Below are 13,007 nucleotides of genomic sequence, written 5' to 3' on the forward strand. Positions count from 1 at the left end.
GGGCAAGCCCGCTCACTACGGGGTCAGAGCTGGAATTTGCCCACCAGCGCCTGCAGATCCATGCTCAACCGCGTCAACTGAACACTCGCCGCCGCCGTCTCTTCGCTGGCGGCGGCGGTGTGTTCGGACACGTCGCGCACCTGCAACACGCTGCGATTGATCTCTTCGACCACCGCACTTTGTTCTTCGGCGGCCGCGGCAATCTGCGGGTTCATTTCCTGGATGATCGCCACCGTGCGCGCAATCGCGGCCAGTGCCTCGCCGGCGTCGCGGGTCAGGTCGACGCTGTCGTCGGTCAGGTTGCGGCTGCTGTCCAGCGTCTCGGCCACGTGCTGGGTGCCGTTGTGCAGGCTGAGGATCAAACCTTCGATCTCTTCGGCAGACGCCTGGGTGCGTTGCGCCAGGCTGCGCACTTCATCGGCCACCACCGCAAAACCTTCGCCGGCACTGCCCGCGCGTGCGGCCTCGATGGCGGCATTCAAGGCCAACAGGTTGGTCTGCTGGGACACGGACTTGATCAAGTCGAGCACGCTGGCGATCTTCTGGCTTTCTTGCTGCAACGTCAGCATTGCGCGGCCTGAAAGTGCCATTTCTTCGGCCAGCTGGCCGATCTGCTCAACCGCCTGCGCCACCACCTTGTCGCCGGCACTCGCTTGGCGGTCAGCCTCGTTTGCCGCGATTGATGCTTGCTCGGCATGCCGGGCGACTTCCTGGGCGGTGGCGAGCATTTGGTTCATCGCGGTGGCGACCTGATCGGTTTCATCTTTTTGCTTGTTGACCCCGTTGCGGGTCTGCTCGGTGACGGCTGATAACTCGGTGGCCGCGCTGGCGATCTGCCGGGCGCTGTCGCCGATGCCGCTGATCAGGTGGCGCAGGTTGTGGGTCATGTCCCCGATGGCGTGCTGCAGTTGGCCCAGTTCATCGCGGCGTCCCACCGGCATGTCGTGGCTCAGGTCGCCTTCGGCGATACGGTTGGCGCGGGCCAGCACTTCACGCAGTGGCACCGCAATTTGCCGGGCGATCCACCAGGCGGCCAGAGTGCCGAGCAACAGTGCGACGACGGTCACACTGATCAGCAGCAGACGGGTCTTGCCGGCTTCGTCGTCGCGTTTGAAGGTTTGGCCTTGGCTCATCTGCTCGTTTTGTTCCAGTAATTGATCGAGCTGTTGTTCGAAGCGGTTCTGCACGGTTTCGGTGTTGAGTTGGGCTTGCTTGAGGTTGAGTAGCTGCTCGCGGTAATTGGCGATGTCGCTCTTGAGCAGGGTCGAGTCCACCGGCAGAGCCGTGACAGCGGCCAGTGCGGCCTCCAGCGCCTGCAACGCGTCGCTGACTGCCTGGGCGTAGGCCTCCAGCGATGCGGCGGCCCATGCGGGGCGCTGGGCGCCTTCATCGGCACGGACCATGGCCTGGCGCAGGTTTTCGATGGCATCCAGGGCTGTCTGATCTTGCTGGTCGGGCAGCTCACTGGCGAGTTGGGCCAGGGTGTCGCTGGCTTGCTGTGCGGTCTTATCGAGTGGGCTGCGGGCGTTTTCGCGGTGCTCGATCAGGGGCGCTAGCTCGCTGAGTGCCGCCTTGAAGTCGGTGACCAGGCGTGTGGCCTGTTCAAGGCGCTGGCGGTCGGCCGGGTCTCGCATGCGGCTTGAAAGGGCGGCCAGATGGGTTTCGATGGTCTCGATGTGTGTGGTGAGTTTGCCCCGGCTGTTCGGGTCCGTCAGCGTGCGGTAGACGATGCGATCAGCACGCATGGCTTGGCCAGCAACCGCCAATTGCCCCAGGGTCGTCAGGTTGGTGGAGCGGTAGATCATGGCATTCAAGGCTTGCCAGCCGGTGACGGCGATGGCGAAGCTGAGCATCAGCACTTGCCCGAAACCGATGGCAAGCTTGACGCGGACGCTGGCGTTGACCAGCAAACGGGTCAGCCGGGAAAACATGACGCACCTCCAAATCGAATTAAGCGTTTCGCAGTAAAGGAAACGCTAAATCGATTTGGCTCAGTGCCGGGCTGATAACTGCGTAGGAAATTTCACAAGCTGCTAATTAAATGCGGAAGCGTCCTACCAGTGTTTGTAGGTAAATCCCTAGGCGTGCCAGCTCGGCGCTGGATGCGGCCGTTTCTTCACTGGCTGAAGAGGTTTGTTCGGACACGTCCCGCACGTTCAACACACTGCGGTTAATCTCTTCGGCCACGGCGCTTTGCTGTTCGGCGGCGGTGGCGATCTGCGAGTTCATCGCCTGGATGGTCGACACCGTGCGCGTGATGCTCGCCAGTGCGCTGCCGGCGCGGCGCGTCAGCTCGACACTGCTGTCGGTGAGATCGCGGCTGTTGTCCATGATGGTCGCGACCTGTTGGGTACCGCTTTGCAGGCCGACGATCAGTTCTTCGATCTCTTCGGTGGACTTCTGGGTGCGCAGGGCCAGGCTGCGCACCTCGTCGGCCACCACGGCGAAGCCACGCCCGGCTTCACCGGCACGTGCGGCTTCAATCGCGGCGTTGAGCGCCAACAGGTTGGTTTGCTGGGCCACGGACTTGATCACGTCGAGCACACTGCCGATCTTGTCGCTTTCGCGTTTCAGATCGCCCATGGCCACCGTCGAGTTGCCGACTTCGCTGGCCAGGCGTTCGATCTGGGCGATGGCTTCGCCGACCACTTTGTCGCCTTCGCGGGCTTGCTGGTCAGCAGCGACGGCGGCTTCGGAAGCTTCCTCGGCGTTGCGTGCCACTTCTTGCACGGTCGCGGCCATCTCGTTCATCGCGGTAGCGACTTGGTCGGTCTCGACTTTTTGGCTGTTGACCCCGGCGCTGGTCTGTTCGGTCACGGCCGACAATTGCTCGGCGGCGCTGGCGATCTGGGTAACACCGTCGCTGATGCCGCCGATCAGTTCACGCAGGCCGACGGTCATGCTCTGCATGGCGCGTTGCAGCTGACCCAGTTCGTCCTGGCGCGCGGAGTCGAGGTTGTGGCTCAAGTCACCAGAGGCTACGCGCTCGGCGACCTTGAGGGTCTGGTTCAGTGGAATGATGATCTGGCGAGTGATGGCCCACGCGGCAATCAGGCCGAACGCCAGTGCGAGTACGGTGGCCAGTGCCAGCATTTGCTTGGCTTGGGCGGCATCGTTGTCACGCACCACGGTCTGGGACGCGGTGAGTTTTTTGCTGCGATCGAGCAGGATGTCGCCTTGCTCGGCCATGATTTTCATGGCAGCGACGCTGGCAACCTGGGAGTCACGGTACTGGCTGACGGCGGCGCGGTAGGCTTGCAGCGAGACGCTGGCCTGTTGCAGGTTGGTCGAATATTGATCAGGGACCTGGCCGTTCAGGCTGGCGATTTTCTTCAGGGCGTTGTCGATGGCGTCCAGCGCAGGCTGCTCGGCTTCGACCTTGCCGCTGTAGGTGTAGCCGCGCACTTGGAAGCGCGCTTGCTGGATCAACTTACTCAGGTCTACCACGCTGTTGAACTGCGTGACGCTGTCGCCTTGCAGCAGGGCTTTCTCGATTTCGCCGACTTTGAGCACCGCGTTGTCGGCGGTATCGCCCAGCTTGCTGCGCGCATTTTCACGGTTTGCCCCGGCCTGGACCATGGCCTCGAATGCGCGGCGGTATTGCTCGACGGCGGCCAGTTGATCGTCCACCAGGAGGTTGTCGGCCGGCTGATCGATCATGCCGTCGGCGGTTTTCAGGCCGGCTTCCAGTTTCACCAGCAGCGCATTGACCGCCGCCGGGCCTTGTTCGCCGCGCCGCATTTCGTAGTCCAGGCGCGCCAGGCGCAAATCCTTGGTCAGTTCATTGACGCTGGAGATGAAACCCAGCTTGTCGCCACGGCTGATCACGCCACTCAGGCCGCTCCAGCCGGTGAAGGTAATCATGAGCGTGAGCAGTAACACCAGGCCAAAACCTACACCCAACTTGGATTTGACGCTGACATTCCCCAGCTTTTCGGCTAACCAACGATACATGCTGCGAACTCCCCTGGAACAAGGCTTGGACTTATTCAGGGTGTATCGGCCTGTGTCGGGGATTCTGTAGCGACGCGATCAGATGCCTGGGGGCGGGTCAGAACAGTCGGGCCAGGAGGGCGGTGACGGCGGTTTCGACGCGCAGGATGCGGGCGCCCAGTTGCACCGGCTGCAAACCCGCCTTGGCCAGCAAGTCGACCTCGTAGGGAATCCAGCCGCCTTCCGGGCCGATTGCCAGGGTCACCGGTTCGTCCAGCCCACGCGGGCAGGCCGGGTAGTCGCCGGGATGGCCAATCAGGCCAAGGGTGCCAGCGGCCATGGCCGGCAGGCGATCCTCGACGAACGGCTTGAAGCGTTTTTCGATGATGATGTCGGGCAGCACCGTGTCCCGCGCCTGTTCCAGGCCGAGGATCAGTTGCTCGCGAATGGCTTGCGGCTCGAGGAATGGCGTCTGCCAGAAACTTTTTTCCACACGGTAGCTGTTGAGCAGCACCACCTTTGGCACGCCCATGGCCGCCACGGTTTGCAGGACCCGGCGCAGCATTTTCGGACGGGGCAGGGCCAGCAGCAGGGTCAGCGGCAGCTTGGCCGGCGGCGGCTGGTCGAAGCTGACTTGCAGTTCGGCCTCGCTGTCTTCCAGGCGTAGCAGTTGGGCATTGCCCATCAGCCCGCCGATGCGGCCCACGCGCAGGCTGTCGCCGACGGCTGCGCGGTGGACTTCCTGCATGTGCACCAGGCGCCGATCACGCAGCACCACACGGTCGGCCGCGATGAAGTCGGCGTCTTCCAGTAGCAGCAGGTTCACGGCTGGGTCGCTGGCGGCTGGTCGTCGTCGGCTGGCTGATCATCCGGGTGGTCGCCACGCTTGGTGATCAGGCTGCTGAACAGGATGCCGATCTCGAACAGCATCCACATCGGCACGGCCAGCAGGGTCTGGGAGAAGATGTCCGGTGGCGTGAGGATCATGCCGACCACAAAGCAGCCGATGATCACGTACGGGCGGATCTTCTTCAGGTACGCCACGTTGACCACGCCGATCCACACCAGCAACACCACGGCCACCGGGATTTCGAAGGCCACGCCAAAGGCGAAGAACAGCGTCATCACGAAGTCGAGGTAGCTGGTGATGTCGGTCATCATTTCCACACCGGCCGGTGTGGCGGCGGCGAAGAACTTGAAGATCAGCGGGAACACCAGGAAGTAGGCGAACGCCATGCCGGTGTAGAACAGGCAAATGCTCGATACCAGCAACGGCACCGCGATGCGCTTCTCATGCTTGTACAGGCCCGGTGCGATAAAGCCCCAGATCTGGTGCAGGATCACCGGGATCGCCAGGAACAGCGAGACCATCATCGTCAGCTTCAACGGCGTGAGGAACGGCGACGACACGTCGGTGGCGATCATCGTCGCGCCGGCCGGCAAATACTGGCGCAGGGGCGTCGAGACAAAGGTATAGATCTGCTGGGTGAAGGCGAACAGCCCGGCAAAGATGATGAAGATCGCCGCTACGCAACGCAGCAGGCGGGTACGCAGCTCGGTGAGGTGCGAGACCAGCGGCATGTGCTGGTCGTTTTCCGGTTTATCAGCGCTCATGGGGCTCGCGGCGGCAATGTAGGGTCATGGGGCGCGGGCGACGCAACGGGCGTCGGCGCAGGCTCGGTGGGCGCAACAGGTGGGGTCTGGGTGGTCGGTGCGATGCTCTGCTCGGCCACGGGCTCGACCGGTTTGGCGGGCTCCTGGACCGGCGACAGGATCTTGCGCGCCTCTTGCTCCAACGACAGGATATGTTCGTTGTGCAGCTGCCGGCGGATCTCGTCGGCGCCGATTTCCCGTTCAACTTCCTGTTTGATCGCATTGAAACTGCGTTTCAGGCGGCCGATCCACAGGCCGGCCGTGCGTGCCGCACCGGGCAGGCGTTCCGGCCCCAGTACCAGCAGGGCCACGAGGCCGACGAGCAGCAGTTCAGAGAAGCTGATACCAAACATTAGTCAGTGCTCACGAGTCTTTGCGGGTCGGCTCTTCGACTTTCTCAGCCTGCACGTCGAAAGTACGACGCTCGGTGATCGGCTGGGTGGCCTGCGGGTGCACTGGCTGCGCCGGTGGCACTGGGTTGGCGGCCGGGTCGGCAGGTTTTTCGTCGTCGTTCATGGCTTTGCGAAAGCCCTTGATCGATTCGCCGACGTCCGTGCCCAGGTTCTTGAGTTTCTTGGTGCCGAATACCAATACCACCACCACCAGAATGACGATCCAGTGTTTCCAGTCAAAAATACCCATGCTGCAAATCCTCAGTAAAAGTTATTCAGGCGGAGGGGCGCGATGCCTTTTCGGCATGCCCGGACAAGCCGAAACGACGGTCCAGTTCATCCAGCACGGCCTGCGGATGCTGCCCCAGTTGGGCGAGCATGACCAGGCTGTGGAACCACAGGTCGGCGGTTTCGTAGATCACATCGCTGCAGTCGCCGCTGATTTGCGCGTCCTTGGCGGCGATGATCGTCTCGACGGATTCTTCGCCGAGTTTTTCCAGGATCTTGTTCAGGCCCTTGTGGTAAAGGCTGGCGACGTAGGAGCTGTCGGCGTCCGCGCCTTTGCGGTCCTCCAGCACCTGGGCCACGCGGTTCAGGGTATCGCTCATGTCTAGTGTCCTGCGGAGTAGATGGCGTGCGGGTCTTTGAGCACCGGTTCGACAACCTTCCACTCGCCGTTCTCGAACACGCGGTAGAAGCAGCTGTGACGGCCGGTGTGGCAGGCGATGTCGCCGATCTGCTCGACCTTGAGGATCACCACGTCGGCGTCGCAGTCGATGCGCATCTCGTGCAGGGTCTGCACGTGCCCGGACTCTTCGCCCTTGCGCCACAGTTTGCCACGCGAACGTGACCAGTAAATGGCGCGCTGCTCAGTGGCGGTGAGGCTCAGGGCCTCGCGGTTCATCCAGGCCATCATCAATACGCGCCCGGTCTTGTAGTCCTGGGCAATGGCCGGCACCAGGCCGTCACTGTCCCATTTGATCTCGTCCAGCCAGTCTTTCATGTTCGGCTCCGGCAATTTGCGACAGTGTATAACCGGATCGGCTATCGGCGCACGATCAGATAAACGCCCACGGCGACCATGATACCGGCCGGCCAGTGGCCCAATTGATTCAACGGCCCGCCCAGGGCCAGCACAATGCCGCCGGTCAGGTGCGCGGCGCCGAGCAGGCGCAGGAACCAGTCGTCCTTGCGCTTGTGCCACGGCGGCGCTGGGTCCTTGGCGTGGGGCTGGGACATGCGCTCCAGCAGGTCGCGGGTCATGTTGGCCAAGTGCGGTAGTTGTTCGAACTGGCTGTGCAGATTGCCGATCAGGGTTTTCGGGCTGACCCGCTCGCGCATCCAGCGTTCGAGGAACGGCTGGGCGGTGTTCCACAGGTCGAGGTCCGGATACAGCTGGCGGCCCAGGCCTTCGATGTTCAGCAGGGTTTTCTGCAACAGGACCAACTGCGGTTGCACTTCCATATTGAAACGTCGGGCGGTCTGGAACAGACGCATCAGTACCTGGCCGAAGGAAATGTCCTTCAGCGGTTTTTCAAAGATCGGTTCGCACACCGTACGAATGGCAGCTTCGAATTCGTTGAGTTTGGTTTCCGCCGGCACCCAGCCCGAATCGATGTGCAACTGCGCCACGCGGCGATAGTCACGCTTGAAGAAGGCGAAGAGGTTGCGTGCCAGGTAGTCCTGGTCCTGTGGGGTCAGGCTGCCGACGATGCCGCAGTCGATCGCGATGTACTGCGGGCTCCACGGGTTGACGGTGCTGACGAAGATGTTGCCGGGGTGCATGTCGGCGTGGAAGAAGCTGTCGCGGAACACCTGGGTGAAGAAGATCTCCACGCCACGCTCGGCGAGCATCTTCATGTCGGTGCGCTGGTCGGCCAGGGTCGCGAGGTCAGTGACTTGCACGCCGTAGATGCGCTCCATCACCAGCACTTTGGGGCGGCACCAGTCCCAATACACCTGCGGCACGTACAGCAGCGGCGAGCCTTCGAAGTTGCGCTTGAGCTGGCTGGCGTTGGCGGCTTCGCGCAGCAGGTCGAGTTCGTCGTAGATGGTTTTTTCGTAGTCGGCAACCACGTCCACCGGGTGCAGCAAGCGCGCATCGGCGCTGAAGCGCTCGGCGGCGCGGGCGAGGATGAACAGCCACGCCAGGTCCTGGCCGATGATCGGCTTGAGACCCGGGCGGATCACTTTCACCACCACTTCTTCGCCGCTCTTCAGTTGCGCAGCGTGCACCTGGGCGACCGAGGCGGAGGCCAGCGGTTCGACGTCGAAACGGCTGAATACTTCACTGATCTTCCGGCCCAGCTGTTCTTCGATCAGCTTCATCGACTGTTGCGAGTCGAACGGCGGCACGCGGTCTTGCAACAGCATCAGCTCGTCGGCGATGTCCTCGGGCAGCAGGTCGCGGCGGGTCGAGAGGATTTGCCCGAACTTGATAAAGATCGGCCCCAGGTCCTGCAACGCCAGGCGCAGGCGCGCGCCACGGCTCAGCTCCAGCTTCTTGCGCGGGAACCAGCGCCACGGCAGCACATAGCGCACCGCTAGCAGGAACCACGGCAGTGGCAGGGCGAACAGCAGGTCATCGAGTTGGTAGCGGATTACGACGCGCTGGATACGGAACAAACGGCGGACGGCGAGCAGCTTCATGCGTTATCGCTTGGATCAAGGGAACGGCTCAGGCGCTCGAAGCGTGCCTCAAGGCGTTCCAGGTCGATTTTGGCCTTGTCGAGTTCACGAAAGCGCGCTTGCGCTTCCCGTTGTCCGACCAGGGTGCGCGATTCTTCGCTCAGGTATTCGGCGAGGTTCTGGTTGAGGCTGGCGAACCCTTGCTGATACCACCGCGAACGGCTGCGCAGGTGCCCGCTGATCAACTGGGTGGCCACCGGGCCGATCCAGCGTGACAGCTCGTATTCCCAATCCAGCTCCAGGTCTTGCAATACGGCGGCCAGGTCCATCAGCACCGAACTGTCGCCTTCCAGTTCGACTTCGGTGCTGTGCAGGATCGCGGTCTTGTTGCGGCTCAGGGCCAGGTGCAACAGGCTGGAGGCCGGCGCACGCAGGGTGCAGTCGGCATCACAGGCCCAGGTGCTGGCGAGCAGCAGGCCTTCATCGCTGGGCAGGATAAACAGCTGCACGGCGGGGCTGCGGCAATCGACGGCAATCACCTTGCCGGTCAAGTGCGCGAGCCGCGCCAGGGCGGTGCTGTCCAGGCGCAGCACACGGTTGAGGCCGTGCTCAACGCTGGCGAGAAGGCCCTGGAGCAGCATCAGGGCTTGATGCCGCGGTGCAGGGCGACGATGCCGGACGTCATGTTGTGGTAGGTCACGCGGTCGAAACCGGCTTCTACCATCATCGACTTCAGGGTTTCCTGGTCGGGGTGCATGCGGATCGATTCGGCCAGGTAGCGATAGCTTTCGGCGTCATTGGTGATCAGCTTGCCCATCAACGGCATGAAGGCGAAGGAATAGGTGTCGTAGACCTTGGACATCAGTGCGTTGGTCGGTTTGGAGAACTCCAGCACCAACAGGCGGCCGCCCGGCTTGAGTACGCGCAGCATCGAGCGGATCGCGTCTTCTTTATGGGTCACGTTGCGCAGGCCGAAGGCGATGGTCACGCAGTCGAAATGGTTGTCGGGGAACGGCAGCTTTTCAGCGTCGGCCTGGACGAATTCGATATTGCCGGCCACGCCTTTGTCGAGCAGGCGGTCGCGACCGACCTTGAGCATCGAACCGTTGATGTCCGCCAGTACCACCTGGCCGGTGGGGCCGACGAGCTTGGAGAACTTGGCTGCCAGGTCGCCCGTGCCGCCGGCGATGTCCAGCACGCGATTGCCGGCGCGCACGCCGGACAGCTCGATGGTGAAGCGCTTCCACAGGCGGTGCATGCCGCCGGAGAGCACGTCGTTCATCAGGTCGTACTTGGCCGCAACGGAGTGGAACACCTCAGCGACTTTTTCCGCCTTTTGGCTTTCCGGGACGTTCTTGAAGCCGAAGTGAGTGGTGGGTTCGGCATCGCTGCCTTTGCGCTGATCAGTCATATCGCTGTCACCAAAAGAGAATGCGGCACATGATAATCCCCAAGGCCTGCTTTGTCTTGGCAAGGCTCAATCTGTAGTGAGCGGGCTTGCCCCGCGCTGGGTGGCGAAGCCGCCCCCCGCAAGGACGCCTGGGAGTTTCAGAAAGACCGCGTTGCCTGGGTTTGGGGCGGCTGCGCCACTCAGCGCGGGGCAAGCCCGCTCACTACAGATTGTCGAGTTGCGTATAGGTAAGATGGATGGTCACCGAGACCTTTTGCCGCATCGAAGGTATCCAAACCGCAATAAAGAGGAGTCATTGCAATGGCCCGTATTACCGTTGAGCGTGCACATTCCCTGGGTAAAGAAGGCGCTCGGGCAAAGGCCGAGAAGTTGGCGCATAAACTCAAGGAGCAATATGGCCTGGAGCCATCGTGGTCTGGCGATACCTTGAACCTCAAGCGTTCGGGGGTTAAAGGCACGGTATTGGTTGCAGATGATTCGTTGCGTATTGATGTGGAACTGGGCCTGTTGATGTCGGCCATGAGTGGCACCATCAAGTCCGAAATCGAGAAAGCCCTGGATAAGGCATTGGCGTGATCCGAGTGTTCTAGGGTGCCGATTCTAATTTTTCCTCCTACTTTGTGCCCAAGCCCTCAACTCCTGCGGGCCGTTCCTCCACCCTATTTCGCGTGAGGTGCACCATGGCCAAAGTTATCTTGAAGAAAAAAATCGATGCCCCGACTACTGCCCTGAGCGAGGTTAAAACCTACGCCCGCAAGATCTGGCTGGCGGGCCTTGGTGCGTATGCCAAGGTTGGAAGCGAGGGCAACGAGTACTTCAAGGAACTCGTCAAGGCGGGTCAACATGTTGAAAGTAAAGGTAAAAAAGTTGCTGTTGAACAACTTGACGCCGCCAATAGTCAGATTGACCAAGTAAAGAGTAATGTCTCCTCTGTCAAAGGTCTGGTAGAAGTTCAGCTGGATAAAGTTGAAAAAGCTTTTGATACTCGTGTTGCAAGTGCCTTGAATCGAATCGGCATTGCGTCTAAACATGACGTGGAGACACTCTCTGCTAAGCTCGAAGAGCTGACGGCATTGCTCGAACGTGTCGCGCGTAAACACTAAGGAGACATCGGGATGGCTGTTCAAAAGAAACCTCAGAAAGAAGGCAGCTCGTGGGTCGGGAAAGTTGAAGAATATTCCCGCAAAATCTGGCTGGCTGGTTTAGGCGTTTACTCGAAGATCGACAGTGACGGCAGCAAACTCTTCGAGACTCTGGTTAAAGACGGCGAGAAGGCCGAGAAAGTAGCCAATAGCGCAGTTGGTAAAAAAGTAACTGCCGCCAAGGCAACTGCCGGTTCGCGTATCAGTGATGCGAAGAAACAAGTACTGGGTACTTGGGGCGAACTGGAAGGGGCTCTGGACAAGCGCCTCAACAGTGCCATTTCGCGTCTGGGCGTGCCGAGCAAGGCTGAAGTCAAAGCGCTGCACAGCAAGGTCGATACCCTGACCAAGCAAATCGAAAAACTCACCGGCGCCAAAGTGGCTCCAGTGAAAGCCGCCGCCAAGCCTGCCGCTAAAACAGCGGCTGCCAAACCGGCTGCAAAAACCGCCGCCAAGCCGTTGGTGAAAGCGGCTGCCAAGCCCGTGGCCAAGGCGCCGGCAAAAGCCGCCGCCAAGCCAAAAGCCGCCGCCAAGCCAGCGGCCAAAACGGCCGCTGCTAAACCTGCTGCCAAGCCAGTGGCTGTTAAAGCCGCCGCCAAATCCGCTGCAAAGCCAGCGGCGAAACCTGCGGCTAAAACCGCTGCCGCCAAGCCAGCAGCTGCTAAACCCGCCGCTAAACCGGCAGTGGCCAAGCCAGCCGCGAAGCCTGCTGTCAAGAAGCCAGCGGTCGCCAAAAAGCCCGTCGCACCGAAGCCAGCTGTCGCGGCCAAGCCTGCCACGGCGCCTACCGCTTCGACCGCCAACTCGGTGTCTGCACCGACGCCTGCGGCAACCCCGACTGCAGCGCCGGCAACCCCGACGCCATCCAGTCAGTCCTGAGTTCTACACGGACACAAAAATGCCCGTCCTGCAGAGGCCGGGCATTTTTTTGTTTGTGGCCAAGCGCTCGGCCCATGTGTGCGTCAGTTATAAGTGATTGAAATGGTGACAGTGCTGTCCACCGTTCCCTGAGCAAGGGGGGCCGTGTTTTTCTGGTACGCGGCCTCAACGCTCAGGACTGCCTGTTTGCTGGCTGTCGCTATTGTGCGGCTGCGCTGGATGGGGATGCCCATGGCGTACATCACCGTTTTTTCAGTGGGCGTCCCCGCCCTTATTCGCACGGCAACGCCCTTCGCCGTTCCCGTGCTGGCAAATATTGCCGGTATGAGCGTATCGGGAGTGCCGGTAAACAGGAACGTTACATTCCGGATGTCCGATTCGCATTCGGCGGTGATGTCGAATTCCGTTGCTCCAATAACGCTGATGTCATCGAAATCCGACACTTTGACCGTTGGTAGGGTGATGGTGCGGTTCACGTCTTTGGCCGCCAGGTTACACGTTCCAGCATTGATCTGGCCGGCAAAGCGTAACGTGCCTGTCGTGGCCGCCTGGGCAGCAGGAATGGCCAGGCTTGCACTGATTGCCAGCAGTAGGGGAAGGGGTCGGACGTTCATGGGTACTCCCAGGTTTTAGTTGTAAGTGATGTTGACAGTGGCGGCGTTGAACAGCCTGTCTTGGCTGACCGTGCCGTTCTTGTGATAAACCGCGCTGAGTGGCAAGACCGCGCGATTGCCGGAAACGGTCACCGTGCGCGCGTTGTCGGTACTAGGCGAGATGGTTCGCTGGACCCCATCGATGCGTGAACCGAACCACAGGGTTACCCCAGCCGTACTGCCGGTGTTGGCGAAGAGCACGTCGCGGGCTCGTACCGAGGTGAAGTGAGGTCACGCTTCATCTTCTGTTCTGTTAATGAAATGGACGGGGGGTGTAAGGCGTAACCGACCCTCCCGGCCGGATGAAGGTGGCCAG

16 protein-coding genes and 1 pseudogene are annotated in these 13,007 nt (G+C 61.3%); 3 read left to right on the forward strand and 14 right to left on the reverse strand.

Translation table 11 applies throughout. From position 1 onward, the window contains the following. Positions 1-23: 23 nt before the first annotated feature. The 12 genes and pseudogenes from PSH81_RS01860 to ubiE form a co-directional block, all read right to left on the reverse strand. Positions 24-1,931, reverse strand: coding sequence for a methyl-accepting chemotaxis protein (locus PSH81_RS01860; protein ID WP_305391910.1), 1,908 nt, complete (start codon positions 1,929-1,931; stop codon positions 24-26). A 106-nt stretch (positions 1,932-2,037) separates the two neighbouring features. Beyond that, positions 2,038-2,910, reverse strand: coding sequence for a methyl-accepting chemotaxis protein (locus PSH81_RS27410; RefSeq protein WP_370694902.1), 873 nt, complete (start codon positions 2,908-2,910; stop codon positions 2,038-2,040). A gap of 33 nt (positions 2,911-2,943) precedes the next feature. Next, positions 2,944-3,954: pseudogene (locus PSH81_RS27415) on the reverse strand (methyl-accepting chemotaxis protein); the annotation flags it as partial. 97 nt (positions 3,955-4,051) lie between these two features. Continuing rightward, entirely contained in the window at positions 4,052-4,759 is a 708-nt protein-coding gene (locus tag PSH81_RS01870) for a 16S rRNA (uracil(1498)-N(3))-methyltransferase (RefSeq protein WP_226455524.1), read from the reverse strand. Beyond that, on the reverse strand, positions 4,756-5,547 hold the full coding sequence (tatC, locus tag PSH81_RS01875; protein ID WP_017738833.1) for a twin-arginine translocase subunit TatC: 792 nt from the start codon (positions 5,545-5,547) through the stop codon (positions 4,756-4,758). Before tatC ends, PSH81_RS01870 begins: the two co-directional genes overlap by 4 nt. Further along, on the reverse strand, positions 5,544-5,939 hold the full coding sequence (gene tatB, locus PSH81_RS01880; protein ID WP_192298365.1) for a Sec-independent protein translocase protein TatB: 396 nt from the start codon (positions 5,937-5,939) through the stop codon (positions 5,544-5,546). Before tatB ends, tatC begins: the two co-directional genes overlap by 4 nt. A gap of 10 nt (positions 5,940-5,949) precedes the next feature. Then, a complete protein-coding gene (locus PSH81_RS01885; RefSeq protein ID WP_003171180.1) occupies positions 5,950-6,228 on the reverse strand; it encodes a twin-arginine translocase TatA/TatE family subunit in 279 nt (92 codons plus the stop codon). A 25-nt stretch (positions 6,229-6,253) separates the two neighbouring features. Then, a complete protein-coding gene (locus PSH81_RS01890; protein ID WP_003209299.1) occupies positions 6,254-6,586 on the reverse strand; it encodes a phosphoribosyl-ATP diphosphatase in 333 nt (110 codons plus the stop codon). Between the two features lie 2 nt (positions 6,587-6,588). Further along, positions 6,589-6,981, reverse strand: a complete 393-nt coding sequence (hisI, locus tag PSH81_RS01895) for a phosphoribosyl-AMP cyclohydrolase (protein WP_012721796.1) — start codon at positions 6,979-6,981, stop codon at positions 6,589-6,591. A 41-nt stretch (positions 6,982-7,022) separates the two neighbouring features. Then, positions 7,023-8,627 (reverse strand): ubiquinone biosynthesis regulatory protein kinase UbiB, encoded by a 1,605-nt coding sequence (gene ubiB / locus PSH81_RS01900; protein ID WP_192298364.1) that lies wholly within the window; start codon positions 8,625-8,627, stop codon positions 7,023-7,025. After that, positions 8,624-9,247, reverse strand: a complete 624-nt coding sequence (locus tag PSH81_RS01905) for an SCP2 domain-containing protein (protein ID WP_192298363.1) — start codon at positions 9,245-9,247, stop codon at positions 8,624-8,626. Before PSH81_RS01905 ends, ubiB begins: the two co-directional genes overlap by 4 nt. Beyond that, positions 9,247-10,017, reverse strand: coding sequence for a bifunctional demethylmenaquinone methyltransferase/2-methoxy-6-polyprenyl-1,4-benzoquinol methylase UbiE (gene ubiE / locus PSH81_RS01910; RefSeq protein WP_060754560.1), 771 nt, complete (start codon positions 10,015-10,017; stop codon positions 9,247-9,249). The genes PSH81_RS01905 and ubiE overlap by 1 nt, the downstream gene beginning before the upstream one ends. 300 nt (positions 10,018-10,317) lie before the next feature. Here ubiE and PSH81_RS01915 point away from each other — a divergent pair, with 300 nt between their 5' ends. The 3 genes from PSH81_RS01915 to PSH81_RS01925 all read left to right on the forward strand — a co-directional run bounded on the left by PSH81_RS01915 (position 10,318) and on the right by PSH81_RS01925 (position 12,038). Continuing rightward, positions 10,318-10,593: a polyhydroxyalkanoic acid system family protein gene (locus PSH81_RS01915; RefSeq protein WP_053140503.1), complete on the forward strand. Its 276-nt coding sequence runs from the start codon at positions 10,318-10,320 to the stop codon at positions 10,591-10,593. Between the two features lie 104 nt (positions 10,594-10,697). Next, positions 10,698-11,120 carry a phasin family protein gene (locus tag PSH81_RS01920; protein WP_192298362.1) on the forward strand — a complete coding sequence of 141 codons (423 nt, stop codon included), beginning with the start codon at positions 10,698-10,700 and terminating at the stop codon, positions 11,118-11,120. Positions 11,121-11,132: 12 nt separating this feature from the next. Continuing rightward, positions 11,133-12,038 carry a phasin family protein gene (locus PSH81_RS01925; RefSeq protein ID WP_305391912.1) on the forward strand — a complete coding sequence of 302 codons (906 nt, stop codon included), beginning with the start codon at positions 11,133-11,135 and terminating at the stop codon, positions 12,036-12,038. A gap of 83 nt (positions 12,039-12,121) precedes the next feature. Here PSH81_RS01925 and PSH81_RS01930 read toward each other — a convergent pair whose 3' ends face one another. Further along, a complete protein-coding gene (locus tag PSH81_RS01930) occupies positions 12,122-12,652 on the reverse strand; it encodes a fimbrial protein (protein ID WP_226455527.1) in 531 nt (176 codons plus the stop codon). 15 nt (positions 12,653-12,667) lie between these two features. Then, positions 12,668-12,892 (reverse strand): hypothetical protein, encoded by a 225-nt coding sequence (locus tag PSH81_RS01935; RefSeq protein WP_329959605.1) that lies wholly within the window; start codon positions 12,890-12,892, stop codon positions 12,668-12,670. Positions 12,893-13,007: the final 115 nt, after the last annotated feature.

The organism is Pseudomonas sp. FP2335 (genome assembly GCF_030687535.1).
Lineage (GTDB): Bacteria > Pseudomonadota > Gammaproteobacteria > Pseudomonadales > Pseudomonadaceae > Aquipseudomonas.

Bases quoted from the DNA above. Each gene is read 5' to 3' on its own strand.
- PSH81_RS01860 (WP_305391910.1), bottom strand. From the start codon at position 1,931: ATGTTTTCCCGGCTGACCCGTTTGCTGGTCAACGCCAGCGTCCGCGTC.
- PSH81_RS27410 (WP_370694902.1), bottom strand. From the start codon at position 2,910: ATGCAGAGCATGACCGTCGGCCTGCGTGAACTGATCGGCGGCATCAGC.
- tatC (WP_017738833.1), bottom strand. From the start codon at position 5,547: ATGAGCGCTGATAAACCGGAAAACGACCAGCACATGCCGCTGGTCTCG.
- tatB (WP_192298365.1), bottom strand. From the start codon at position 5,939: ATGTTTGGTATCAGCTTCTCTGAACTGCTGCTCGTCGGCCTCGTGGCC.
- PSH81_RS01885 (WP_003171180.1), bottom strand. From the start codon at position 6,228: ATGGGTATTTTTGACTGGAAACACTGGATCGTCATTCTGGTGGTGGTG.
- PSH81_RS01890 (WP_003209299.1), bottom strand. From the start codon at position 6,586: ATGAGCGATACCCTGAACCGCGTGGCCCAGGTGCTGGAGGACCGCAAA.
- hisI (WP_012721796.1), bottom strand. From the start codon at position 6,981: ATGAAAGACTGGCTGGACGAGATCAAATGGGACAGTGACGGCCTGGTG.
- ubiB (WP_192298364.1), bottom strand. From the start codon at position 8,627: ATGAAGCTGCTCGCCGTCCGCCGTTTGTTCCGTATCCAGCGCGTCGTA.
- PSH81_RS01905 (WP_192298363.1), bottom strand. From the start codon at position 9,247: ATGCTGCTCCAGGGCCTTCTCGCCAGCGTTGAGCACGGCCTCAACCGT.
- ubiE (WP_060754560.1), bottom strand. From the start codon at position 10,017: ATGACTGATCAGCGCAAAGGCAGCGATGCCGAACCCACCACTCACTTC.
- PSH81_RS01915 (WP_053140503.1), top strand. From the start codon at position 10,318: ATGGCCCGTATTACCGTTGAGCGTGCACATTCCCTGGGTAAAGAAGGC.
- PSH81_RS01920 (WP_192298362.1), top strand. From the start codon at position 10,698: ATGGCCAAAGTTATCTTGAAGAAAAAAATCGATGCCCCGACTACTGCC.
- PSH81_RS01925 (WP_305391912.1), top strand. From the start codon at position 11,133: ATGGCTGTTCAAAAGAAACCTCAGAAAGAAGGCAGCTCGTGGGTCGGG.
- PSH81_RS01930 (WP_226455527.1), bottom strand. From the start codon at position 12,652: ATGAACGTCCGACCCCTTCCCCTACTGCTGGCAATCAGTGCAAGCCTG.